This window comes from Actinocorallia aurea, from assembly GCF_054783995.1.
In genome coordinates, this window is record NZ_BAAGPQ010000006.1 from 322,481 (window position 1) to 345,269 (window position 22,789).

A 22,789-nucleotide genomic window follows, 5' to 3' on the forward strand; every position below is an offset into this window, starting at 1 on the left:
GGCGCTGTGGACCCTTCTCTTGCCGCGCGGCGGATCTGCGTCGCGGTGGACGTCGAGAACTACAGCGCACGCGGTGATCTCGCGCAGGAGGAGCTGCAGCGGAGCCTGTCGGCGCTGCTGCGCGGAGCGCACGCGGCGGCGGCCCCCGCCGTGGCCCTCGCCCGGCAGCCTTCCGGCGACGGCGAGGTGGCACTCGTCGATCCCCCGGCCGATGAGGCGGCCTTCCTGTCGAGATTCGTCCACAGCCTGTGGACAGGACTCGGCGCGGAAGGCGAAAGGGTGCCCTTCCGGCTGCGCGTGGCCGTCCACTGCGGGATCGCGTGGATCGGCGACAACGGGTTCGTCGGCCGGGCGGTGGTGAAGACCTGCCGGATGCTCGACTCCGCGCCTCTGCGGACCGCCTTGCGCGACGACCCCGGCACCCGCCTTGCGCTCATGGTCTCCGACTCCTTCTACGACGACGTCATCCGGGGAGACCCTCCGGGGCTGGCCGCCTCCCGCTTCACCCCCGCGCGGATCGGCGGCCCTTTCGACGCCGACGCCTGGACCTGGACCGGCGGACGGCCCAGGTCTACCGGCGCCGAACTCGTCCCCCGGAGCGCGCCGCCCCCACCGAAGCCGACCCCGCCGAAGCCGACCGGACCGGAGCAGGTCACGGCCCCGCCCGCCGTGGCGCAGCTCGCCGCGATGTCGGTGACCGTCCACCCCGACGCCAGGATCGGCACGCTGATCCAGGCCGCCGAGATCACCGGCGGGATCCACCTGGCCGCCGGGCCGCCCCGGGAAGCGCCGTGACGGGTCCGGAGCCCGCCCTTCACCTCGAAGTGCACGGTCCCGTGGGCACCGCCGTGCAGGTCGGCCGCCTGGTCGTGCGGCTGCCCGCGCCGTTCCCCGACCATCCGCCCTCGCGCGCCGCCCGCGGCGCGGAGCTCGCGGCGCTGTGGCGGGCCGCCTCCGATCCCGAGCCGCCCCCGGGCGTCGTGCTCACCGGGCCGTCGGGAAGCGGCAAGAGCTCCCTCGCGGTCCAGTGGGCCCACCAGGCGCACGGGCTGTTCCCCGGCGGCATGCGGCACACCGATCTGAGCGCCTCCCCCGTCCCCCCGCCGATCGACCCGCCTGAGGGACCGCGCAGCCTCCTCATCCTCGACAACGTGCCCGGCGCCCTCGACGCGGCGGCCTACCTTCCGGCCGCCGAGTCCTGCTTCACCCTCATCACCAGCCGCGTCCCGCGCCCTTCGCTGATCGTCGACGGGTTCCGGGCCCTCGCCGTGGCGCCGCCGGCCTCTCCCTCGGCACCTCTGCTCACGCTCCTGCACGACCTGCCCGCACTCCCGTCGGCCGAGCACACCTCCCCCGCGGCCCTGACGCCCCTTCTCCGGGCCGCGCAGGCCGAAGCCGAGGACACCGGCGACCTCCGCACTCATGCCGCCGTCAGCCTCCGCCTCGCCCGCCTCGACGCCGAAAGCAACCGCCCCGCCTCCGCACTCCACTCCTACGCCCAGGCCATCCGCTCCTACGCCGACCTGGGCGACACCTCCTCCTACGCTCTCGCCTTCCAGGAGGCCGCCCGCCTCCACCAGTCCCTCCTTGAGGGCCCGGCCGGGAAGAACGCTCAAGACCCGGGGGCGACGCGGGAGTGAACCGCCGCTCCGAGCACCCCCGCCGAGGTGGACGGCCCGGCGCATTTCGGCTCTGACCGGGGCGGGAAGCGAACCGGTGTTCCGGGAGCCGGGGCGAGTCTGCGTGCCGTGGAGGGGCCGCGGGCGGATACTTGAGGGGTGGGGGAGCGGGGGCCTCGGGCGATCCGGGTGACCGGCGCGCGCGTGCACAATCTGCGGTCCGTGGATGTGGACGTGCCGCTCTGGCGGGTCGTGGGCGTCACCGGGCTCTCCGGGTCGGGCAAGTCGTCTCTGGCGATGGGGGTGCTGTACGCGGAGGGCTCGCGGCGGTTCCTGGACGGGTTGAGCACCTTCACCCGGCGCAGGATCGAGCAGGCGGCCAAACCCGACGTGGACCGGGTGGACTTCCTGCCCGCCGCGCTCGCCCTCCGGCAGCGTCCCCCCGTCCCAGGCCGGCGCAGCACGGTCGGGACGATGAGCGAGGTGCTCAGCGTGGTCCGGCTGATGGTCTCCCGGCTCGGCGCGCACGTGTGCCCGAACGGTCACCGCAATCCCCCGTCCCTCGCGGCCGCGGCCGACGAGTGGACGGAGTGCGCCGAGTGCGGAGTGCGGTTCCGCCTTCCGGGCGCGGAGTCCTTCGCGTTCAACTCACTCGGCGCCTGCCCGGAGTGCCACGGCATGGGCACCCGCGACGAGGTCGACGAGGACTCGCTCGTCCCGGATCCGGCCAAGACCCTCGCGGACGGGGCGGTGGCACCCTGGAACAGCGCAGGACGCAGCTACATGCCGCAGGTGGCCGCCGAGCTCGGGGTGCGGATCGACGTCCCGTACGCCGACCTCACGGCCGCGGAGAAGGAGATCGTCCTGCACGGCCCGCCGGAGCAGCGGGAGGTGACGCTGCCGTCGAAGAAGGGCCGGGCCTTCAAGCTGAACATGACCTTCGAGAACGCGGTCGCGGCGGTCACCCAGGCGGGCAGCAGCGGCAGTGAGACGACGCGCAGCAGGCTCAGCAAGTTCTTCACCACGCATGTCTGCCCGGCCTGCCACGGCAGCCGGTACCGTCCCGAGGCCCTCGCCTCCCACCTGGACGGCCGGACCATCGCCGCCATCACCGCGCTCGACCTGGAGCGGCTCGACGACTTCGCGGACGACCTTCCCGGACGTCTCCCCGAACCGGTGCGCGCGCTCGCGGAAAGGCTCTCCAGGGAACTGCGCGAGTCGGTCGCCCCGCTACGGCGGCTCGGCCTCGGCTACCTGTCTTTGGACCGCTCGGGCGACACCCTCTCCACCGGGGAAAGGCAGCGCGTCCAACTGGCCCGGACGGTGCGGGAGCGTTCTACGGGGCTGCTGTACGTGCTGGACGAACCCTCGGTGGGGCTGCATCCGGCGAACGTCGAGGGCGTCCGTGAACTCGTCGGGGTCCTGGCCGACAACGGCAACTCCGTGGTGGTGGTCGACCACGACGTCGCGCTCCTGCGGGCCGCCGACCATCTCATCGAGATGGGCCCCGGCGCGGGAAGGCTCGGCGGGACGGTCACCGCGCAAGGCACGCCGACGGAGGTGGCCGCCGATCCGGCGTCCGTGACGGGTCCGTTCCTTTCGGGGGAAGCCGAACCCGTCGTACGGGAGCGCAAGGGCGACGAGGGAGATGGCAGGCTCTCCCTCACCGTCGGAGAGCTGTACAACCTGCGCGACATCACGGTGCACATCCCCTTGCGCAGACTGACGCTCGTGACGGGCGTCTCCGGCTCGGGCAAGACTGCCCTCGTGCTCGACAGCCTCGTCCCCGCGCTGCGGCGCCGCCTCGCCGGGCGGCGGCCTCCCCCGCACGTCGAGGACCTCGACGCGGGCGGCCTCACCCGGCTCGTGGAGATCGACGCGACCCCGATCGGCAAGAACGCCCGCTCCACGCCCGCGACGTACTCGGGCGTGTTCGATCCCGTGCGGCAGCTCTTCGCGGCGTCCCCCGAGGCCGTGGAACGCGGCTGGAAGCCCGGCCACTTCTCCTACAACACCCGAGACGGGCAGTGCCCCCGCTGCGAGGGGCTCGGCGAGCTGTCGCTGGACATCCAGTACCTCCCCGACATGACGATCCGCTGCCCCGACTGCGACGGCGGCCGGTACAACCCGCGGACCCTCCAGGTCCGCGTGGACGGCCGGACCATCGCCGACGTCCTCTCCCTCACCGTGGACGAGGCCGCTGAGGCGTTCGCCGGGCGTCCCGCCATCGCGGGGCGCCTTGCCGCGCTCCGCTCGGTCGGCCTCGGGTACCTCACCCTCGGCGAGCCCACTCCTGCGCTCTCCGGCGGCGAAGCCCAGCGCCTCCGGCTGGCCGAGGCGCTCCGCACCGATCAGGAGGGCGCCCTGTTCGTCTTCGACGAGCCGTCGATCGGCCTGCACCCGCGCGACGTGCGCACCCTCCTCACCGCGTTCGACGGCCTCCTCGCCGCGGGCGCGACGGTCCTGGTCATCGACCACGACCTCGACCTCATCGCCAACGCCGACCGGCTCATCGACCTCGGACCCGGCGCGGGGCCGCACGGCGGCCGGATCGTCGCCGCGGGCACGCCCGAGGAGGTCGCGGCTGACCCGGGCAGCCCGACGGGGGTCTTCCTGGCCCGGCATCTCGGCCGGATCTGACCGGACGGCCGCGAAAGCCCCTCCTAACGTCACACTCCCGCAGATCCCCGCGAGTCCGACGGACCTCGCGTGTCGTCCATTCCACACGGATCCGGACTCCGCAGGGATGTGAGGGCCCTCCGCGGGGGAAGGGAGCAAGGATGAGCGCCTATCTGGGGAACATCGTGCTCGTCCTTGTGCTGATCGGCGTCAACGCGGTCTTCGCCGGCAGCGAGATCGCGCTGGTGTCCCTGCGCGAAGGCCAGCTGCGCGGCATGGAGCGGCGCAGAGGCCGGGCCGCCAAGGCCCTCGTCCGGCTCTCGCGCGACCCCAACCGGTTCCTCGCGACGATCCAGGTCGGCATCACCCTCGCCGGGTTCCTCGCCTCCGCGACCGCCGCCGTCACCCTCTCGCGCCCGCTGGTCGAGCCGCTGTCGTTCCTGGGCGGGGCCGCCGACGCGGCGGCGATCGCGCTGGTCACGCTCATCCTCACCTTCTTCACGCTGGTCCTCGGCGAACTCGCGCCCAAACGGCTCGCGATGCAGCGGGCCGAAGGCTGGTCGCTGTTCGTCGCCCGGCCGCTCGACCTCCTCGCCTCCTTGTCCCGGCCCATCGTCTGGTCGCTCGGCAAGGCCACCGACGGCGTGGTCCGCGTGCTGCGCGGCGACCCCGAGGCCGCCAAGGAGCAGCTCGGAGCCGAGGAGCTGCGCGAACTCGTCGCCGGACAGCGCGGCCTGAGCGCCGAGCAGCGCACGATCATCACCGGCGCGCTCGACATCCACGAGCGCACCCTTCGCTCCGTTCTGCGGCCGCGTAGGCAAGTGTTCGTCTTGCGCGCCGACCTCTCCGTCGCCGAGGCGCGGGCGGCGCTGGCCGAGTCCGGTCACTCGCGCGCGCCGGTCGCCGCCGCCCGGCACGTCGACGACATCGTCGGCGTCGCCAACCTCCGCGAGCTGATCTCCGCCGACGACGCGCAGGCCGTCTCCCGCGCCTGCCGACCCGCCCTCACGTTCCCCGAGTCCCTGAAGGTCGCCGCGGCCCTGCGCAGGTTCCGGCTGGAGCGCCAGCAGTTCGCCCTGGTCATGGACGAGTACGGGACCGTCGCCGGGATCGTCACCCTGGAGGACCTGCTGGAGGAGATCGTCGGGGAGATCTACGACGAGAACGACAGGGACGTCCTCGCGGTCGCCACGGACGACGGCGTCCTCGTCGTCCCCGGGTCGTTCCCGCTGCACGACCTGCCCGACATCGGCGTGAAGCTCTCCCACGAAGGCCACACCGACTACACGACGGTCGCGGGGCTGGTGCTCGCCCTCCTCGGCCGCATCCCCGAGGCCCCGGGAGACGCCGTCCAGGCCGAGGGCTGGCAGTTGGAGGTCACCGGGGTCGACCGGCACGCGATCACCGGCGTGCGGATCCGGCCAGCGCCGCCGCGAAGCGGACCGGACGCCGCGGTCGACGACATACAGGCGGAAAAATAGCCGACGAAAGGGACGTCCAAGGTGCACCATGAAGACCGGGGGAGCGTGCGGGGGACAGAGGGAACGCGATGGACCGGACGAAGGACTGGGCGATGGGCAACGAACCGGGGGCAGGCGGGGAGTCCCTGCTGTGGCTGGGCACCCAGATGACCGAACTCGAAGCGCTGCTGGCGCTGGCGCTGACCGCCCCGACGCTGCTCTCCGAGCGCGGGGCGCTCATCGACCTCGCCGACGCGGCCGAGCGCTTCGCGCTGAACGCCCGCTACGCGGCGCTGGGCGACACGCTGTGGCACCGCGAGCGCATCCGCGCGCTGCCGCGCAGCCGCCGGGCGCGCCGCCGGGCCGCCAGCGCCGACCGGGGCGCCGAGAAGATCCTCGGCTGGCTCAACCGCTCGGCCTGACCCCCGCCGGAGACTGACGGGAGCTGACGGGGGCCGACCAGGAGGCGCCTTCCGAGGGCGGCACCCCCCGGTGCCACACTGGACCTCCCCCCACCCCTCGGAGGCCGCATGTCCGGGCCCGCCCTTCCCGCTCCCCGTCGCAGGGCCGGCCGCGGGGCGCCCGCGGCAGCGTGGCAGACCGTCGCGACGGTCACGCTCGGCACCGTCATGCTGGTGCTGAACTCCTCGGCCCTGAACATCGCGCTGCCGCTGGTCGCCGAGCACTACGAGGCGGGCCCGCTCGCCGCGACGTGGACCGTTCTCGGCTTCATGCTCGTGCAGACGTGCCTGCTCGTGGTGTCCGGCCGCGTCGCCGACAGGTTCGACCGGCGCCGGATCTACCTGCTCGGCATCGCGGCGTTCACCGTCGCCAGCCTCGTCGCGGGCTTCTCGCCGTCGATCGGGGTGCTCATCGCGCTCCGCGTGGTGCAGGGCGTCGCGGCGGCGCTGGTGATGGCCAACGGCACCGCCCTCATCGCCGCGGCCGTGCCGCCCTCCCGGTTGAGCCAGAGCATGGGCTTCTACCTGGGCCTGATGGCGGCGGCCCCGCTGATCGGCCCTTCGCTCGGCGGCTACCTCGCGGAGAACGTCGGGTGGGAGTGGGTGTTCTGGCTGAACGTCCCGGCCGGGGCCGCCGCGTTCGCGTGGGGCCTGCTCGTGCTGCCGCGCTCGCGCTCGCTGTCGCGCGACCCGATCGACGCGGTCGGGTCGGTCCTGCTCACCGGCTGCCTCGGCATGCTCGTGCTCGCGGTGTCCCAGGCCGGATCGCAGGAGAGCGCGGGCTCCGGCCTGCTGCCGCTGATCGCGGGCCCCGTCCTGCTCCTCGGCTTCGTCCTGCGCCAGCGCGGCGCCAAGGTGCCGCTCGTCGACCCGGCGTTGTTCGCCGACCGGCCGTTCGTGCTGGGCAGCCTCGCCTCCACGCTGAGCGCGATGGGCTGGATCGGCAACGTGTTCCTCCTCGCCCTGTACTTCCAGAACGTCCAGGGCATGTCCACCGCGGAGGCGGGGCTCGCCGTGCTGCCGGGGCCACTGGTCGGCATGATCGCCTCCCCCATCGGGGGGCAGCTCGGCCGCCGGTTCCGCGCCGACCGGATCGCGGTCGCCGGGGCGCTCACCTCGATGACCGGACTCGCGATCCCCGCGCTCCTTCTGGAACGTGACACTCCCTATCCGGTGATCACGGCGGCGATGGTGCTGGTGTCGGCGGGCAGCGGCATCCTCTACACCGCCAACACGACGGCGATCATGCTGGGCGTGCCGGGCGACAGGCTCGGCGTCGTCAACGGGGTCCGGCTGACCCTGCACAACCTCGGCACCGTGCTCGGCCCTGCCGTGGGCGTCGCGGTGGTGACCTCTCGGCTCGCCGCGGACGACCGGCACCTGCTCTTCGCCACCGCCGACGCGCTGCCCCCGGGCGGGGCCGTCGCGGGACTCGCCGAGGGGTACCGGATGGCGTTCGCGGTCTTCGCCTGCGGAACGCTCGGCGCGAGCGCGCTGCTGGTCGGCGCGGTCCGGAGCAGGACCCGCACCGCGGTCCCCGAGACCGGAGCCGTGCCGCCTCCCGACGCCGCTGAGCCGGGAGCGGAGCACGAAGGCGCCGACCCCCCGGAGCGCGAGAGCGCTGAGCCCTCGAATCGCGAAGGCACTGAGCCCTCGGAGCGCGAGAGCGCTGAGATCCCGCCGCAGGACCGCGGCGCGTAAGGTGAGGAGGCCGCGGCGGTTCCGCGGGACGGGAGGCCGGCAGTGGGCAGAACGGGTCCCCAGCGGATCATGCGGGTGGTCCTCACCCGCGAGCTGATCGTGCACACCGCCGTGGAGCTGGTCGAGCGCGCGGGCCCGGACGCCCTGTCGATGCGCGCGGTCGGCGAGGAGCTGGGTGTCAGCGCGATGGCGATGTACCGGCACGTCGCGAGCAAGGAAGACCTCATCGAGGGTATGGCCGAGTACGTCATGGCGACGCTCGACGTGCCCGACGAGCAGGACGGCGACTGGCGGGACGAAGCCCGCGACCTCATCCGGGCGTTCCGTGCGATAGCCCGTGAGTTCCCCCGCAGCCTCGGCCTCGTGCTGGAGAGCCGCACCCGCATCCCCGTGACGTTCCGGGCCGTCGAACGGGCGCTCGCCCTGTGCGTCCGGGCGGGCCTCGACGGGCCGACGGCGGTCGCGGTCATGCGCTCGCTCATGGCGTTCACGCTCGGCTCCCAGCTGCGCGAGACGGGCCTCGGCCGCATGCTGGCCCGAGCGCCCGGCGACGCCGCGGAGGTGGTGCGGGCGCTCGGCGAGGCCCGGTTCCCGCACCTCGTGGCGCAGCACGAGGCCCTTCTGGACACCGACGCGGACGCCGACTTCGAGTTCGGACTCGAACTCTTCCTCGCCGCGATCGAGGCGGGCGCGGCCCCTCGCCGCGACCCGGTCTGAGCGCCCGTCAGGCGGGCCTGGCGCGGAGGGCGTCGAGGGCGGCGAGGAGCAGCTCGAGCCCGATGTCGAAGTCGCCCTCGAGGTCGGCGCGCAGGAACTCCGCGGGCAGACCGAGCTCCTGGACCTGCGCCGCCGCCTCGGGCGGTTCCGGCATCCGCAGGGCGCCGCTCATCATCATCTGCGCCCCGATCGCGTACGACATCAGGCAGTGCAGCGCCCGCACGGACGTCCGCGGGTCGAATCCGGCGGCCTCCAGGACGGTGAGGGCCCGCTCGGCGGTCCGCAGCGGGAACTCCAGGTCGACCCGGCTGGTGAGGACGAGGTACATGGTGCGCGGACGGCGGCGGGCCGCGGTGCCGAACGCCCCCACGAGGGCGCGGGCCCCGTCCTTCCAGTCGCCGCCTTCGTCGGCCGCCTCGGCGTCCAGCCCGGCGAAGACCTCTTGCGCGATGCCTTCGAGGAGGCTGTCGCGGTCGGGCACGTGGTTGTACAGCGACATCGTCCCGACGCCGAGTTCGGCGGCCACCTTGCGCATCGTCAGCGCCTTGGCCCCGTCCCGCTCGACGAGCGCGATGGCGGTCCCGACGATGAGGCCGCGCGTGAGCGGCGGACGCTCGCCCGTCCCCTTCGTCGCCATGAGGCTCCCTTCCCTGCCGCCAGCACGGTAGCAGCGCGGCAGGCGGCGGGTCAGGGTTCGCGGAGGCGGGCGGCCAGAGCGGTGAGCGCAGGCAGGGCCTCGCCTATGGCGGTGATCTGGGCTTCGGGGAGGGTCGCGAGGGCGTCGCGGGTGTAGGCGGTGATGAGGGCGTCGACCTCGGCCAGCCGCTCCCGCGCCCTGGGGGTGATGTGGAGGTGGGCGACGCGCTTGTCGGCGGGGTCCTGCAGGCGGATCAGCTCGCCCTCGGCGACCAGCAGGGAGACCAGCGAGCTCACGTTGTTCGGCTTCATGCGGAGCGCCTCGGCGGCCTCGCGGACGGTGATGCCGTCGCGTTCGCCGACGAGGCGCATGAGCGACAGGTGCGTCTCCGGTGGTTTGGGGTGCGGGAACTCGGCGTCGAGGCGGCGCTCGATCGAGCGGATCAGCAGCGGCAGCACGGGCGCCAGGCCTGCCGAGATGTCTTGGAGTTCCTTCCGGGAAGGCACAGACGCATGGTACCCATGCTCCGGATACCTATTTGGAGCATGGGTACCCATGGCGTTCTCCTAGTGGGCCGCGGGGACGTCGACGGGGTTCTGGCCCCGGCGCACGACCACGACCGCGATGACCGCGCCGACCAGGCACACGACTCCGGCGGTCGCGGAGGCCGCGTGCACACCGGTGACGAACGCCTCGTTCGTCGCCTGCGTGATCGCCGCGGCCAGGCCGGGGTCCGCCCCTGCGGGGACGGGCGCCACGCCGAGCGCGACGGTCTCGCGAGCGTGCCCGGCGAGCGCGGCCCCGACGTCGGCGGGGACGCCCGCGTCGGTGAACGCGGCGCCGACCGTGCCTGCGGCACGGGAGCTGAGCACCGACAGCAGCACGGACGTGCCGAGCGCGCCGCCGATCTGCAGCGCCGTCGCCTGGAGCCCGCCCGCGACGCCCGCGTCCTTGACCGGTGCGTTCCCGACGATCGCCTCCGATGACGCCGCCATGACCATGCCGACGCCCAGGCCGAGCCCGATGAAGGGCGGCCACATGAGGTGGTAGGACGAGTCCACGGCGAGGAACATCAGCGTGAAGGCCGCGGCGCCCTGCAGGACCATGCCCAGCGGCATGGTGAGCCGCGGCCCGAACCTGTCGGTGAGGGCGGCGCCGAGCGGCGAGGCGACCACGGACGCGATGCTCAGCGGCAGGATGAGCACTCCCGCCATGAGCGCCGAGTGCCCGCGCACGTTCTGCTGGTAGAGCATGATGAAGAAGATCGAGCCCAGCAGGGTGAAGAAGTTGATCGCGGTGATCAGCGTGCCGACCGTCAGCGACGGGTTGCCGAACAGCCGCATCGGGAGCAGCGGGTGCTCGGTGCGGTTCTCCACGAGGCCGAAGACGACGAGGAGCGCCAGACCGAGGGCGATCACGCCGAGGGTGCGGGCGTCGCCGAAGCCCCAGGTCTCGCCCTTGACGATGCCGAAGACGAGGGCGACCATGCCGAGCGCGAGCAGGACGACGCCGGGCACGTCGAACCTGTGGTGGCCGGTGCTGTTGCGGGTCTCGGGCAGCACCCTGAGGCCGTAGACGAGGCCGATGACGCCGATCGGCACGTTGATGTAGAAGACCCACTCCCAGCCGACCTGCTCGACCAGGGCGCCGCCGACGATCGGGCCGAGCGCGGTGGAGACCGAGGACACCATGGCCCAGATGCCGACCGCGATGCCGAACTTCTTCGGTGGGAAGACGGCGCGCAGGATGCCGAGGGTGTTGGGCATGAGGAGCGCGCCGAAGGCGCCCTGGAGGGCCCGGAAGGCGATGACCCCCTCGATGGAGCCGATGAGGCCGATCAGCGCGGACGTCACGGTGAAGCCCACGAGGCCGATGAGGAAGAACCGGCGCCGTCCGTAGCGGTCGCCGAGCTTGCCGCCGAGGACGAGCAGGGCGGCGAGCGCGAGCAGGTAGGCGTTGGTGACCCACTGGAGCTGGGACAGCGAGGTGTCGAGGGCCTCGCCGATGTACGGGTTGGCGACGGAGACGACGCTGCCGTCGAGGCCGACCATGAACAGGCCGAACGCGACGGCCGCGAGGGCGGCCCACGGGCCGGCGGCGCGCTTGTGGCGCGGCGCACCGCCTTCCGCCTGACCCTTCGCGGGAGCCGCGGGGCTCTGAAGATCCATGGGTGTGGAGCACCTTTCGCTGCGGCGTGCGGGCGCGCGCCGGTTCCGGAGACGACTGCTCAGTGGAGACGCCTCAGTGAAGAAAACTCAGTAAACATACCTATAGATTCATACCTACATGCCACGACTGAGCCTGAGATGTGGAACACACGCGTCGTGGATCAGGGATCACGGCCTGCGACGGCCTACGCGCTACGGCAGACCAGGGCCATCTGCGCGCCGTGCGGGTCGGCGATCATCGAGGTCCGCCCGGCGGCGCCCTCCCCCACCTCGCGCAGGACCCTGCCCCCGGCGGCCTTCGCACGCTCCAGGGCGGCTTCGCAGTCCGAGACGCCGAAGTAGGGGATCCAGTGCGGGTCCTCGTCGCCGCCGACGGCGCTGGCCACCGGCCTGCCGTCCCCGGTGGTCCACTCCAGGCGCTCCCCGCCGCCCTCGCGCGCCAGGGCGCTGATCCGCCAGTCCAGGGCGTGCGCGTAGAAGGACGGAGCCTCCCCGAGGTCGGCCCCGACCAGCTCGATCCAGGCCAGAGCGCCCGGCTCGTCCACCCGGGCCGCGCCCTGGTGCCGGTAGGGCTGCCAGAAGCCGAACTCCACGCCCTCGGGGTCCTGCGCGGTGCCCATCCGGCCGAGGTCACCCACGTCGACGCCTTCGAGCAGCGCCTGGCCTCCGGCCTCGGCGACCCTCTTCAGGGCGCTCTCGATGTCGGGCGTCTGGAAGAAGAACATCCAGACGGGCCGGTCCACCGGGTCGGCGAGCTGTGCGAGGCCGGCGACCTCGGGCCCGTCGGAGCCGTCCTGGGTGAAGATCTCGTAGTCGGCGAGGCGGTCGTTGGTCAAGACATAGGAGCCCCAGCCGAACAGCTCGGCGTAGAACCGCTTGGACTCCTCCACGTCGGGGGAGTCGAGCTCCACCCACGAGGGGGTGCTCCAGGCGAACTCGACGACTTGCGGCACAGGTCTCAACCTCCCCCGTCAACGCTACAGATCCCCCCTTCGAGGGCGGCTCACGTCCTTTCCACAAGAGGCCCAAACCCGGATCAGCGCCGCTCCAGGAGTCCTTTGACATAGGCGGCCTGGCCCGCGTGCTGGAGGTCGTCGGCGATGACGCTCACCAGCCGGACGGCCAGGGTGACCGGTGGATCCCAGGCGGTGTCGACGATCTCGTCGAGGTCCTCTGCGGACAGACCCCGCACGTAGGCGACCGTCTCCCGGTGGACGGCGTCGTAGTACCCGCGCAGGGACCGCGCGTCGGCCACGACGGCGGCGACCTCCCGGGTGTCATGGCCGAACCCCGTGTCGTAGGGGTCCAGGGGCAGCCCGAGCTTCTCGGCCCAGCCTCCGGAGATCCAGATCTGCTCCCGGCCGGCGGCATCGGCCACGTGGTCGTCCTGCACCCGCGTCAGATGCCAGACCAGCCACGCGATCGAGTTCGCCTCGGCGTCCACCTGGACCGTCAGGTCCGCCTTCGACATCCCCTCGAGGACCCCGTGCACGACCTCCCGGATCCGCGAGAACCCGTCTTCCAGCACACCCGCCGCGTCCATGGCACTCCCTCGCGATCGCCCGTCTACGGGGGTTCCTCTCCACTCCCCATGCCGCTACTCCAAGAGCCGCCTCCCCCGGGCGGGAGGCCGGGAACACGACGTCGAGGCAGGCCGACGGCCTGTCCCACGTGGGAGAAAAGGGCGAAATGTCGGTATGGTGCCGGTCATGATTGCGCAGCCCATGGCCGGCCCCCTGACGAACGCCGCGGTGTTCCTGGTGTTCACCATCGAACCAGGCGGCGAGGAGACCGCGCGCGGCCTTCTGCGCGACCTCGACGGGCTGCGCCGCTCCATCGGCTTCCGGGCCGCTTCCGGCGGGCTCACCTGTGTCGCGGGGATCGGCTCGGAAGCGTGGGACCGCCTGTTCGGCGGGCCTCGCCCGGCGCTGCTGCACCCGTTCCGGGAACTGCGCGGACCCGCGCACACGGCGCCGGCGACCCCCGGCGACCTGCTCTTCCACATCCGCGCCGAGCGCCCCGACCTGTGCTTCGAACTCGCGCGACAGATCCATCTCAGGCTCGGCGCGCACGCCCGGCTCGCCGACGAGACGCACGGCTTCCGCTACTTCGACCGGCGCGACCTGCTCGGCTTCGTCGACGGGACCGAGAACCCCGAGGGCGCCGACGCCGCCGCCGCGGCCGCGATCGGCGCCGAGGACCCGCGGTTCGCGGGCGGCGGCTACGCGATCGTGCAGAAGTACCTGCACGACCTGGACGCCTGGAACGCCCTCCCGGTCGAGGCGCAGGAGCGCGCGATCGGCCGTACCAAGCTCGACGGCATCGAACTCGAGGACAAGCCCGCCGACGCCCACATCTCGCTCAACGTCATCACCGACGAGGACGGCGAGGAATTGGAGGTGGTCCGGTACGGCATGCCGTTCGGCACCGGGGCCAACGGAATGAACGGCCTCTACTTCCTCGCCTACGCCCGAGATCCCCGCATCCTGGAGCGCATGCTCCGCAACATGTTCCTCGGCGACGGGGCCGCCGCGCACGACCGCATCCTCGACTTCTCCACGGCTCTCACCGGCGGTCTCTTCTTCATCCCGCCGGCCGGCCTCCTGGAGTCCGAGGAGCCCGCTCCCTGAGCCGCTTTCCGGCGCTCCCCAGGACACCGCGGGCTCTGCCCGAAATGCGAAGAGCGTTCTTCTCCATTTCATCGTAATGAAGTGCTCTGAATCACGTTTTCCGCGAAATTTCCCCTTTCCCATGCGATAAATCCTGGCAAGACCTACGATCGCGGCGCACAGCGAATTCGACGGAGAAAGGCGTGCGCCATGAGCGGCACCTCCCGGGGGCCCGGTGTCGGCCCCTGGTCCGGGGACGAGATCGACCCGACGGTCGCGCACTCGGCCCGCATGTGGAACTACTGGCTCGGCGGTAAGGACAACTTCGAGATCGACCGCCAGGTCGCCGAGGAGCACGCCGCCCGGTTCCCCGGCATCGTGGACGTCGCCCGCCAGGTGCGCGCCTTCCTCGTCCGGTCCGTGACGCTGCTGGCCGCCGAGGCGGGGATCCGGCAGTTCCTCGACATCGGCACCGGGCTGCCGACCGCGAACAACACCCACGAGGTCGCCCAGCGGGTCGCCCCCGAGAGCCGGATCGTCTATGTGGACAACGACCCACTCGTCCTCGTGCACGCCCAGGCGCTGCTGGTCGGCACCCCCGAAGGCATGACCGACTACGTGGAGGCCGACGTCCGCGACCCGGAGCGCATCCTCGCCGCCGCGGCCCGCACTCTCGACTTCAGCGAGCCGGTGGGGCTGATGATGCTCGGCGTGCTCGGCCAGATCCCCGACTCCGACGATCCCCACGGCATCGTCCGCACCCTCGTGGACGCGCTCCCCTCCGGCAGCTTCCTCGTCGTCGAGGACGGCGTCGACACCGACACCGCCCAGAACATCGCCATAGGCGACTACAACACCAACCCCGACTCGACCGCCTCCTACCACCTGCGCGGCATCGACTTCCTCACCTCCTACTTCGACGGGCTCAGGCTCCTGCCGCCCGGAGTCGTCTCCTGCTCGCGCTGGCGACCCGACGTGCGAGCGCTGGCCGCCCCTGAGGTACCCGACTACGCAGGCGTCGCCCGCAAACCCTGAGCCCCGCTTTTCGGGCACTGTCGAAATCACCACGAAACACCCCCGAACCCCCGCCGCTGACCGCCGGTGACCGCACGCTACGCCGAAATCAAGGAGCGAATTTCCCGGCCTGTGGATAACCTCCCGGGAAACCGTCAGCGCGAGGAGGCACGGTGTTCGCAGGACGCATCGACGAGCACGTGATCGTGAGCGAGCGGCTGCGGGGCAACCCGCTCGGCGACCCCCACGAGCGGCCCCTGTGGGTCTACACCCCGCCCGGCTACGCGACGGGAGCCGGGCACTACCCCGTCGTCTACGTGATCCAGGGGTACACGGGCCGGATCGGGACCTGGCGCATGGGCGCGCCCTGGCGGGCGAGCTACCCCGAGATGGTCGACGCGCTGTTCGCCTCCGGCGAGGTCCCGCCCGCACTGGTGGTGTTCGTCGACGCCTGGACACGCGTCGGCGGCAGCCAGTACCTGGACTCGCCAGGCACCGGCGACTACCACTCCTACCTCTGCGACGAGGTCGTCGCGTTCGTGGACGAGCGCTACCGGACGCTCCCCGCGGCGCGGCACCGGGCGATCACCGGTAAGTCCAGCGGAGGCTACGGCGCGATGATCACGCCGCTGCTGCGCCCCGACGTGTTCGGCTCACTCGCCACCCACGCCGGGGACGCCCTGTTCGAGCTGTCCTACCAGGCGTTCTTCCCCGAAGTGGCCCGGACGCTGCGCGACTCCTACGACGGCGACTGGAACGCCTTCCTCGCCGACTTCTACAGCGGCCGCCCTGTGGGCGCCAAGCCGAGCGACATGACCCTGATGGAGATGTACGGCTACGCCGCCTGCTACTCGGCCCTGCCCGACGGGACCGTCCAGCTCCCCTTCGACGACCTGGGCGTCCCCGTGCCCGACGTCTGGTCCCGCTGGTTGGCCCTCGACCCCGTCCGGATGGTCCCCGCGCGCGCCGAGGCGGCCCGCTCCCTCCACGCCGTGTGGATCGACGCGGGGAACGCCGACGAGTACCACCTGGACTCCGGAGCGATCGCCTACCGGCGCGCACTCCAAGCCGCGGGCCTTCCCGACTCGCGGATCTCCTTCGAGCTGTTCCCCGCCAAGCACGGGGCCATCGAGTACCGCTATCCGCTGGCCCTGCGCTGGCTCGCCCCTCGTCTGACCCCTTGAGCGGCGGGCCTTGGACGAACGAGTCTTGACGTCCCCGTGCCCGGAGATCCAGGGAAGCCGCGAAGGGCGAGCGGCCTCTTGCCTTATCCCGGGGAGTCCCCCTTTCGCGCCGCCTTCCGGTAGCGCGCTATATGGGTCTCCGCCTGCCCGTTCAACCGGGCGCCCTGGGGCCACCCGGTGTAGTGGGTGAGGAAGAGGACGATCTCCCTCAGCTCCTCGGGGGTGATCTCCTCGTTGGCGAGCGCCGCGGGCATCTGGAGGTCGAGGACGTCGTTGAGGTGCTGCCCGGCGAGCAGCCCGATGAGCAGGAGGCGGCGGTCGCGGAAACTGAGACCCGGACGGGTCCAGATGTCGGCGAAGAGGTGGTCGACCGTCGTCACCATGAAGTCGCCGGTGGCCTCGGCGACGTCGAAGCCGTAGACCCGGGACATCATCTCCAGGCCGCGTGCCCTGCGGTCGTCCTGTCCCCGCACCGAGCCGTCGTTCTGCGAACCGTTCTCCGAGGTCGTCATGACTCCTCCTCCGGGATGCCGAGGGCGGCGGCCAGAAGCGGCGCGGCCATGCGCGTCAGCGGGAGGTCGACGCCCAGCTCGTCCGCAAGGTCGAAGGCCAAGGACAGGTCCTTCTCTCCGAGCGCGAGGGCGTGCCGCATCGCGTCGTAGAGGGGGTCGTCCGGGGCCATGGGGTCCGTGGTGCCGCGGAGGATGACCGATCCGGGACCGCCGCTGACGGAGTCGGAGTGGCGGACGATCCGGCCGAGCCTGCGCAGCGAGATCCCGGCGGCCTCGGCCAGGCGCTGCGCCTCGGCCGCCGCGGCGAACCCGGTGAACTGGAGGATGTTGCGGGCCAGTTTGGCGCGGGTGCCCGCGCCCACCGGCCCCACGTGCAGGGCCAGCCCCGACCAGGCCGTGAACGGGCCCTGGACCCGGGCATAGGCCTCCTCGGAGCCGCCGACCATCACCGCGAGCGTCCCGGCGATCGCGCCGAACGCGCTGCCACTGACCGGCGCGTCCACGACTTCGACGCCGAGCGCGGCGGCCCGCTCGGCCAGCGCCTCGGCGGTCCGCGGCCGGATCGTGGAGTGCACGGCCACGACGGAGCCGGGCCGCAGCGCCGGGGCCATCGCCTCGAACACCGCCTCCACCTGCGCGTCGTCCCGGACCATCACCGAGATGACGTCCGCGGCCGCCGCCACCTCCGCAGGCCCGGCCGCCGCCTTCGCGCCCTTCGCCACGAGCTGCGCCACGGCGTCCGGGGACACGTCGTAGACGATCGCGGCAGGGCCGTGCGCGGCCATCGGGCCGCCCATCTGGCCGAGCCCTACGAAGCCGTAGACGGGTTCCTTCTGCTGTTCTTCCATCTGGCATCCCTTCGCCGGCGCTCCTGACGGAGGCCGTCTACACAGAGGCGGTCGACACAGAGGCGGTCGACACAGGGCGGTCCACGTCAGCGCGTGCGCACGCGTACGGGGAGCCGCGCGAAGCCCCGGACGTTCGCCGAATGCACCCGCTGGGAGGCCGCCTCGTCCACCTCGTAGGAGGCGACCCGGCGTGCGAACTCCGTCAGGGCGATGCGCGCTTCGAGCCGCGCGAGGTTGGCTCCGAGACAGAAGTGCCTGCCTCCGCCGAAGCTGATGAGCGCGGAGGTGTCCCGGGAAAGGTCGTAGACGTCGGGGTCGGGAAAGGCGCGAGGGTCCCGGTTGGCCGAGCCGACGAGCAGGAGCAGCCGGTCGCCGGGGCGCATGAGGCTCCCGTGCAATTCGGTCTCCCTGGTGACGGTCCGGGCGAGAATCTGGCTTGAGGTGTCGTAGCGCAGCGTCTCCTCCACCCAGTCGCCTATCCACTCCGGCCCCTCGACGTCGCCGTCCGGCGCCTGCGCGAAGTGCCCCGCGAGGGCGCCGGGGGTCCGCCCCGCCCAGTACAGGGCGTTGGCGAGAAGCTTGGTCGTGGTCTCGTTGCCGGCGACGACCATGAGGAACAGGAACGCGATGATCTCGTGGTCGTCGAGCCTGTCCCCGTCGTCGGTACCCGCCGCGAGGAGCGCCGCGGTGAGGTCGTCGCCGGAGGAGCCGCCGCGTCTGCGCTCGGCGACCATGTCCTGGTAATAGCCGACGAGGATGAGCGCCGCCTCCATGCCCTCGGGAGGCACGTCGTTGAGGCCCTCGACGCGATGCACGACGAGGTCCGCGAGACGGCGCAGTTCGTCCCGGTCGGCCACGGGGACCCCGGTCAGCTCGCAGATGACGTCCATCGGGAGCTTCCCGGCGAAGTCCGCGACGAAATCGAAGTCGCCGGAGGCCAGGGCGGGCTCCAGATGGGCTCGGGTGAGCCGGAGGATGTCGTCGGAGAGGTCGCGCACCCGCCGCGGCGTGAAGCCCTTGGAGACGAGGGTGCGCATCCGGGTGTGGTCGGGCGGGTCGAGCGCGAGGAACGACATCGTGCGGTGCGCGGTCGGCCCCCACGCGGACGCGTCGAGGGTGACGCCGTTCCCGCTGGAGAAGAGCGCGTGGTCGCGGAAGGCGGCGGACACGTCGGCGTGCCGGGAGACGGCCCAGAAGTCCAGGTCGTCGTTGCGGTAGAGCGGCGCCTCTTCACGGAGCCGCGCGTAGAACGGGTAGGGGTCCTCGTGGACCGCGTAGTCGTAGGGGCTGAACGCCGGGGGACCCGACCCCGCGGGCGGGGACGGAACGGACGGAGTGCGCATGGCCGTCACCTCGGACTCGTCGCTGTCGAACCGGCCCGCGCGGCGGATTCCCGCGCGCCGCATACTTTATACAAGCAAGCGCTTGGTGAACAAGGAGGGCCGCCCACCGCGATCGATCGTGATCCAGAGCCGCCGCATGTCCAATAGGGTCGGAATGCGCCCTTGGCCGGCTCTGACCGGCCGCGTTCGACCAGCCGGGCGAGGCACTCCTCGCCGTCCGGCCTGCCCAGACTCGGGGGAGTCGCATGTTCTCCGGCAGCAGCCGAAGCCGTTCCGCCCGCGCCCTCTTCCTCGGCCTCGCGGTCGCGGCGGCCGCCTCCCTCGCCGCGTGCTCGGCCGAGCCCGACCCCGCCCCGTCCACGCCGACGACGCCCCAGGCCGCCTCCGAGCAGGCCCCCGCGGACTTCTGGGGGGACACCTCGGCGATCCCGGCGGCCGCGAACGTCCTCACCGTCAAGGTGCTGAACCGGACGAACGGCAAATACCCTGACGACCAGGTCTTCTGGCACTTCAACGACCAGGTCCACTCGATCGCCGAGCAGCCCTACCTGGACATGCCCGCCAACAGCTCGGGCCGCATGTACTTCTCCCTGGGCTCCCCCGACAGCCGGTACACGGACTTCATCGAGTTCACCGTCGGGCCCGACGTCTTCCACGGCAACACCACCCGGGTCGACGCGTTCGGCCTGAAACTCGCGATGCGGCTGCACTCCCACGACGGGTTCGACGTCGAGGTCGGCGAGAACCGGGAGCTCTTCGCCGAGTCACGCGAGGCGACCTTCCAGCGCTTCATCGACGAGGTGCCCGGCCCGTTCCAGGACCTCGCGCGCGTCGAGGCGCCCTACCGGATCGTCGCGCCGCGCACCGCGCCCGCCTTCCAGCCCGGTGGCGCCGCCGCCGGCTACTTCACGAAGTACGCCAAAAAGCACGGCGTCAAGGCGACCACCGCGGAGGTCGTCGGCTGCGCCGGGCCCCTCGCCGAGTCCGCCGCCCTGTGCGCGGCGCTCAACCGGCACACCGCGGGCAGGCCGGAGAGCGTCCAGCGGGACCCGGCGCAGTTCTACAAGAAGGGCCCGGCGAACTACTACGCGGCCTTCTGGCACGCCCACTCCCTCGGCGGGCTGTCCTACGGCTTCCCTTACGACGACCACGCCGAGCAGTCCTCGTTCGTCTCCCACGGCGATCCGGCCTGGCTGCTGGTGGCCGTCGGCTGGTAGGCGCTCAGTCCATGGCGACGGGCGAGCCCGCGTCCATCGACGCGCCCGCCAGGTGCGCCACCCCTCCCGCCACGACACGGAACCCGTAGGTGCCGCTCGGCCTCCACAGCTCGGTGATCGAGCAGTTCGGGACGTCGCACGCGCCCACGAACCGGCGGAACGCCCGCATCTGCGCGGCGTCGGGGTGCTGCCCGGCCCCGGAGACCAGGGTCCAGATCACCGCCTTCATGAACAGTCCGTGGGTGAACACCGCGACCAGTCCGTCACCGGGAAGGGCCGCGAGCCTGTCCAGGAAGGCATGAACGCGGGTGACGAGCGCGGCGAAAGACTCGCCGTTCCCTCCGTGGACGTACTCGGGCTCCATGCGGTCCCAGTAGGCCGTGATGGACGGCTGCCGCTGGGCGTTGGTCGTCTGCCGGGCGTGCAGCTCGCCCAGATAGGTGAACTCCTGCACGGGCCACTCTTCGTAGGGCGTCGCGGGGAACCTGGCGACGGTCTCCTCGGCGGTCTGCCTCGCCCGCACGAAGGTCGAGCTGACGATGAGCTCGGGCACCTCGGTGAAGGCCGCGGACGCCAGGACCGCCTGCTCCCTTCCCAGCGGAGTCAGCGGGGCCGCCCCTGGGCCGTTCGTCGGGAGTCCCGCGTTCGACTCGCTCTGCCCGTGCCTGACCAGCCACACCCGTCGCGCTTCCACCATGCCGTCAGGCTCGCACGAACGGCCCGCGAGCGGAAGCCGGGCGCGGCGGCGGGCCCGGGGTTGGGCGGGAAGACCCCGGGTAGGGCGTGGGAGGACGGCCGCGGGACGGGGGGATCCATGCGCAGCGCGATGCCGCGGACGAAGGCCGCGCTGCTCCTTGCGGTGCCGATGGCCGTGGCGCTCCTCGGTGTGCCGGGCGGGCCGACGAAGGCGGGCGGCGGCCTTCCCTGGGCGGTGACGGGCCGCGGCGGTGCGGTGGCCACGGTCGACGCCACGGCGAGCCGTACGGCGATCGAGATCCTCCGGCAAGGCGGGAACGCGGTGGACGCCGCCGTGGCGGCGGCCGCCACCCTCGGCGTGACGGAACCGTACGTGGCCGCACTCGGCGGCGGCGGCTTCTTCCTCTACTACGACCCGCGCACCCGCGAGGTGCACACGGTGGACGGCAGGGAGACCGCACCGGCCGCCATGCGCGCCGACTCTTTCACCGACCCGTCCACCCGGCGGCCCGTCCCGATGGACGAGGCCGTCACCAGCGGCCTCTCCGTCGGCGTTCCGGGCACACTCCGCCAATGGGACCTCGTCCTGCGCAGGCACGGGACGAGGCCCTTGGGCGCGCTCCTCCGCCCGGCCATCGAGGTCGCAGAACGCGGATTCCGGGTGGACCGGGAGTTCCATGACCAGACCGCGCTGAACGCCGCCCGGTTCGCCGACTTCACCTCCTCTCGGGACCTCTTCCTGCCCGGTGGCGCCCCTCCCGCGGTCGGCGCCGTCTTCCGCAACCCCGACCTGGCGGCCACCTACCGGAACATCGCGGGAAAAGGGACCGACTGGTTCTACGAAGGCGGACTCGCGCAAGAGATCGTCCGGACGGTCCGGCGACCACCCGTCGTCGAAGGCGCGTTTCGCAAGGTGCGTCCCGGGCTTATGACCGCATCCGACCTCGCGTCCTATCGCGCCGTCCCACGGAAGCCCGTGCACACCCTGTACCGAGGGCTCGACGTCTACGGGATGGCGCCTCCGTCGTCGGGAGGCAGCACCGTCGGGGAGGCGCTATCGATCCTTGAGCGGCTCCCGCGCCCGTCGAGCGACCCCGTCCAGACTCTGCACTCCTACCTTGAGGCGTCCAAGCTCGCGTACGCCGACAGAGAGCGGTACGTGGCCGACGTCCCTGACGTGCCGCTGAAGGAACTGCTCTCCGAGGGCTACGCAAGGGAACGCGCCTGCCTGGTGAGCCCGACGGCGGCGCTGAAGCCGCCTGTGGCAGCGGGCTCTCCCGACGGGCGATACGGCACGTGCGCCTCCTCCGCAGGTACGGGAGCGCCCCTCCCGGACGAAGGACCGCAGACCACCAACCTCGTCGTCTCCGACCGGTGGGGCGGCATCGCCGTCTACACGCTGACGATCGAGCAGTTCGGCGGCAGCGGCGTCACGGTGCCCGGGCGGGGCTTCCTGCTCAACAACGAACTCACGGACTTCAGCCTCGCCCCGAAGGACGGCGACCCCAACGCGGCGGCCCCCGGCAAGCGCCCGCGCAGCAGCATCGCGCCCACCCTCGTGCTCCGCGACAGGCGGCCCTTCCTGGCGCTCGGCTCGCCCGGCGGATCCACGATCATCACCACGGTCCTGCAGATCCTGGTGCACCGGCTCGACCTCGGCATGGACCTGCCCGGCGCCGTCGCCGCGCCGCGCGCCACCCAGCGGAACACGCCCGCGACCCTCGCCGAGCAGGCCTTCATCGACGCCTACGGCCCGGCGCTCACCGCGCGCGGGCAGGTCCTTGAGCCTTACCCGGGGCCGCCCCCGGAGATCGGGGCCGCGACCGCGCTGGAGATCCTCGGGGACGGGCTCGTCCAGGCCGTCGCCGAACCCGTCAGGCGGCACGGGGGAAGCGCGCTCACCGTCCGGCCGCGCCGGACCGGGCCCGGCGCGGACGGACCGGCATAAAAGCCGTCTACTGACGAACCATGCCCTATCGTCCGA

Annotated in this window: 21 protein-coding genes; 12 read left to right on the top strand and 9 right to left on the bottom strand. The window is 72.3% G+C overall.

The features are described from left to right. Positions 1 to 6: 6 nt before the first annotated feature. The 7 genes from ACYVOM_RS09835 (at position 7) to ACYVOM_RS09865 (ending at position 8,577) form a co-directional block, all read left to right on the top strand. Entirely contained in the window at positions 7 to 795 is a 789-nt protein-coding gene (locus ACYVOM_RS09835) for a hypothetical protein (protein ID WP_460302941.1), read from the top strand. After that, a complete protein-coding gene (locus ACYVOM_RS09840; RefSeq protein ID WP_460302942.1) occupies positions 792 to 1,640 on the top strand; it encodes a hypothetical protein in 849 nt (282 codons plus the stop codon). The genes ACYVOM_RS09835 and ACYVOM_RS09840 overlap by 4 nt, the downstream gene beginning before the upstream one ends. 201 nt (positions 1,641 to 1,841) lie before the next feature. Further along, the gene (locus ACYVOM_RS09845) at positions 1,842 to 4,259 is read left to right on the top strand and encodes an excinuclease ABC subunit UvrA (protein WP_460302943.1); all 2,418 of its coding nucleotides are present in this window, start codon (positions 1,842 to 1,844) and stop codon (positions 4,257 to 4,259) included. A 140-nt stretch (positions 4,260 to 4,399) separates the two neighbouring features. Next, on the top strand, positions 4,400 to 5,719 hold the full coding sequence (locus tag ACYVOM_RS09850; RefSeq protein WP_460302944.1) for a hemolysin family protein: 1,320 nt from the start codon (positions 4,400 to 4,402) through the stop codon (positions 5,717 to 5,719). 68 nt (positions 5,720 to 5,787) lie between these two features. Beyond that, positions 5,788 to 6,120 (top strand): hypothetical protein, encoded by a 333-nt coding sequence (locus ACYVOM_RS09855; RefSeq protein ID WP_460302945.1) that lies wholly within the window; start codon positions 5,788 to 5,790, stop codon positions 6,118 to 6,120. Between the two features lie 108 nt (positions 6,121 to 6,228). Continuing rightward, entirely contained in the window at positions 6,229 to 7,860 is a 1,632-nt protein-coding gene (locus tag ACYVOM_RS09860) for a DHA2 family efflux MFS transporter permease subunit (protein ID WP_460302946.1), read from the top strand. Between the two features lie 42 nt (positions 7,861 to 7,902). Next, entirely contained in the window at positions 7,903 to 8,577 is a 675-nt protein-coding gene (locus tag ACYVOM_RS09865; RefSeq protein WP_460302947.1) for a TetR/AcrR family transcriptional regulator, read from the top strand. Positions 8,578 to 8,584: 7 nt separating this feature from the next. On the opposite strand, the gene ACYVOM_RS09870 is transcribed toward ACYVOM_RS09865, so the two are convergent. The 5 genes from ACYVOM_RS09870 to ACYVOM_RS09890 form a co-directional block, all read right to left on the bottom strand. Next, on the bottom strand, positions 8,585 to 9,214 hold the full coding sequence (locus tag ACYVOM_RS09870) for a TetR/AcrR family transcriptional regulator (RefSeq protein ID WP_460302948.1): 630 nt from the start codon (positions 9,212 to 9,214) through the stop codon (positions 8,585 to 8,587). Between the two features lie 50 nt (positions 9,215 to 9,264). Beyond that, complete coding sequence (locus ACYVOM_RS09875) at positions 9,265 to 9,720, bottom strand: MarR family winged helix-turn-helix transcriptional regulator (RefSeq protein WP_460302949.1); 456 nt, start codon at positions 9,718 to 9,720, stop codon at positions 9,265 to 9,267. A 60-nt stretch (positions 9,721 to 9,780) separates the two neighbouring features. Beyond that, the gene (locus ACYVOM_RS09880; protein ID WP_460302950.1) at positions 9,781 to 11,382 is read right to left on the bottom strand and encodes an MFS transporter; all 1,602 of its coding nucleotides are present in this window, start codon (positions 11,380 to 11,382) and stop codon (positions 9,781 to 9,783) included. Positions 11,383 to 11,567: 185 nt separating this feature from the next. After that, the gene (locus ACYVOM_RS09885; protein ID WP_460302951.1) at positions 11,568 to 12,335 is read right to left on the bottom strand and encodes a VOC family protein; all 768 of its coding nucleotides are present in this window, start codon (positions 12,333 to 12,335) and stop codon (positions 11,568 to 11,570) included. An 83-nt stretch (positions 12,336 to 12,418) separates the two neighbouring features. Continuing rightward, complete coding sequence (locus ACYVOM_RS09890) at positions 12,419 to 12,925, bottom strand: mycothiol transferase (protein ID WP_460302952.1); 507 nt, start codon at positions 12,923 to 12,925, stop codon at positions 12,419 to 12,421. Between the two features lie 166 nt (positions 12,926 to 13,091). Here ACYVOM_RS09890 and ACYVOM_RS09895 point away from each other — a divergent pair, with 166 nt between their 5' ends. The 3 genes from ACYVOM_RS09895 to ACYVOM_RS09905 all read left to right on the top strand — a co-directional run bounded on the left by ACYVOM_RS09895 (position 13,092) and on the right by ACYVOM_RS09905 (position 16,189). Beyond that, positions 13,092 to 14,012 (top strand): Dyp-type peroxidase, encoded by a 921-nt coding sequence (locus tag ACYVOM_RS09895; RefSeq protein ID WP_460302953.1) that lies wholly within the window; start codon positions 13,092 to 13,094, stop codon positions 14,010 to 14,012. A 189-nt stretch (positions 14,013 to 14,201) separates the two neighbouring features. After that, positions 14,202 to 15,026, top strand: coding sequence for an SAM-dependent methyltransferase (locus ACYVOM_RS09900; protein ID WP_460302954.1), 825 nt, complete (start codon positions 14,202 to 14,204; stop codon positions 15,024 to 15,026). 152 nt (positions 15,027 to 15,178) lie between these two features. After that, a complete protein-coding gene (locus tag ACYVOM_RS09905; RefSeq protein ID WP_460302955.1) occupies positions 15,179 to 16,189 on the top strand; it encodes an alpha/beta hydrolase in 1,011 nt (336 codons plus the stop codon). 83 nt (positions 16,190 to 16,272) lie between these two features. Here the strand turns inward: ACYVOM_RS09905 and ACYVOM_RS09910 are convergent, their stop codons facing one another. The 3 genes from ACYVOM_RS09910 to ACYVOM_RS09920 form a co-directional block, all read right to left on the bottom strand. Further along, complete coding sequence (locus tag ACYVOM_RS09910) at positions 16,273 to 16,701, bottom strand: carboxymuconolactone decarboxylase family protein (protein ID WP_460302956.1); 429 nt, start codon at positions 16,699 to 16,701, stop codon at positions 16,273 to 16,275. Next, positions 16,698 to 17,549, bottom strand: coding sequence for an NAD(P)-dependent oxidoreductase (locus ACYVOM_RS09915; RefSeq protein WP_460302957.1), 852 nt, complete (start codon positions 17,547 to 17,549; stop codon positions 16,698 to 16,700). Before ACYVOM_RS09915 ends, ACYVOM_RS09910 begins: the two co-directional genes overlap by 4 nt. An 86-nt stretch (positions 17,550 to 17,635) precedes the next feature. After that, positions 17,636 to 18,955, bottom strand: coding sequence for a cytochrome P450 (locus tag ACYVOM_RS09920; protein ID WP_460302958.1), 1,320 nt, complete (start codon positions 18,953 to 18,955; stop codon positions 17,636 to 17,638). A gap of 182 nt (positions 18,956 to 19,137) precedes the next feature. Here ACYVOM_RS09920 and ACYVOM_RS09925 point away from each other — a divergent pair, with 182 nt between their 5' ends. Further along, positions 19,138 to 20,109, top strand: a complete 972-nt coding sequence (locus ACYVOM_RS09925; protein ID WP_460302959.1) for a glycoside hydrolase family 64 protein — start codon at positions 19,138 to 19,140, stop codon at positions 20,107 to 20,109. A gap of 4 nt (positions 20,110 to 20,113) precedes the next feature. Here ACYVOM_RS09925 and ACYVOM_RS09930 read toward each other — a convergent pair whose 3' ends face one another. Then, positions 20,114 to 20,806 carry a histidine phosphatase family protein gene (locus tag ACYVOM_RS09930; protein ID WP_460302960.1) on the bottom strand — a complete coding sequence of 231 codons (693 nt, stop codon included), beginning with the start codon at positions 20,804 to 20,806 and terminating at the stop codon, positions 20,114 to 20,116. 117 nt (positions 20,807 to 20,923) lie between these two features. On the opposite strand from ACYVOM_RS09930, the gene ggt reads away from it, so the two are divergent. Next, positions 20,924 to 22,753, top strand: a complete 1,830-nt coding sequence (ggt, locus tag ACYVOM_RS09935) for a gamma-glutamyltransferase (protein ID WP_460302961.1) — start codon at positions 20,924 to 20,926, stop codon at positions 22,751 to 22,753. Positions 22,754 to 22,789: the final 36 nt, after the last annotated feature.

Excerpts from the sequence above, each read along its gene's own strand:
- ACYVOM_RS09855 (WP_460302945.1), top strand. The coding sequence starts at position 5,788 with ATGGACCGGACGAAGGACTGGGCGATGGGCAACGAACCGGGGGCAGGC.
- ACYVOM_RS09895 (WP_460302953.1), top strand. The coding sequence starts at position 13,092 with ATGATTGCGCAGCCCATGGCCGGCCCCCTGACGAACGCCGCGGTGTTC.
- ACYVOM_RS09920 (WP_460302958.1), bottom strand. The coding sequence starts at position 18,955 with ATGCGGCGCGCGGGAATCCGCCGCGCGGGCCGGTTCGACAGCGACGAG.
- ACYVOM_RS09850 (WP_460302944.1), top strand. The coding sequence starts at position 4,400 with ATGAGCGCCTATCTGGGGAACATCGTGCTCGTCCTTGTGCTGATCGGC.
- ACYVOM_RS09870 (WP_460302948.1), bottom strand. The coding sequence starts at position 9,214 with ATGGCGACGAAGGGGACGGGCGAGCGTCCGCCGCTCACGCGCGGCCTC.
- ACYVOM_RS09860 (WP_460302946.1), top strand. The coding sequence starts at position 6,229 with ATGTCCGGGCCCGCCCTTCCCGCTCCCCGTCGCAGGGCCGGCCGCGGG.
- ggt (WP_460302961.1), top strand. The coding sequence starts at position 20,924 with ATGCGCAGCGCGATGCCGCGGACGAAGGCCGCGCTGCTCCTTGCGGTG.
- ACYVOM_RS09925 (WP_460302959.1), top strand. The coding sequence starts at position 19,138 with ATGTTCTCCGGCAGCAGCCGAAGCCGTTCCGCCCGCGCCCTCTTCCTC.
- ACYVOM_RS09910 (WP_460302956.1), bottom strand. The coding sequence starts at position 16,701 with ATGACGACCTCGGAGAACGGTTCGCAGAACGACGGCTCGGTGCGGGGA.
- ACYVOM_RS09930 (WP_460302960.1), bottom strand. The coding sequence starts at position 20,806 with ATGGTGGAAGCGCGACGGGTGTGGCTGGTCAGGCACGGGCAGAGCGAG.
- ACYVOM_RS09890 (WP_460302952.1), bottom strand. The coding sequence starts at position 12,925 with ATGGACGCGGCGGGTGTGCTGGAAGACGGGTTCTCGCGGATCCGGGAG.
- ACYVOM_RS09900 (WP_460302954.1), top strand. The coding sequence starts at position 14,202 with ATGAGCGGCACCTCCCGGGGGCCCGGTGTCGGCCCCTGGTCCGGGGAC.
- ACYVOM_RS09880 (WP_460302950.1), bottom strand. The coding sequence starts at position 11,382 with ATGGATCTTCAGAGCCCCGCGGCTCCCGCGAAGGGTCAGGCGGAAGGC.
- ACYVOM_RS09915 (WP_460302957.1), bottom strand. The coding sequence starts at position 17,549 with ATGGAAGAACAGCAGAAGGAACCCGTCTACGGCTTCGTAGGGCTCGGC.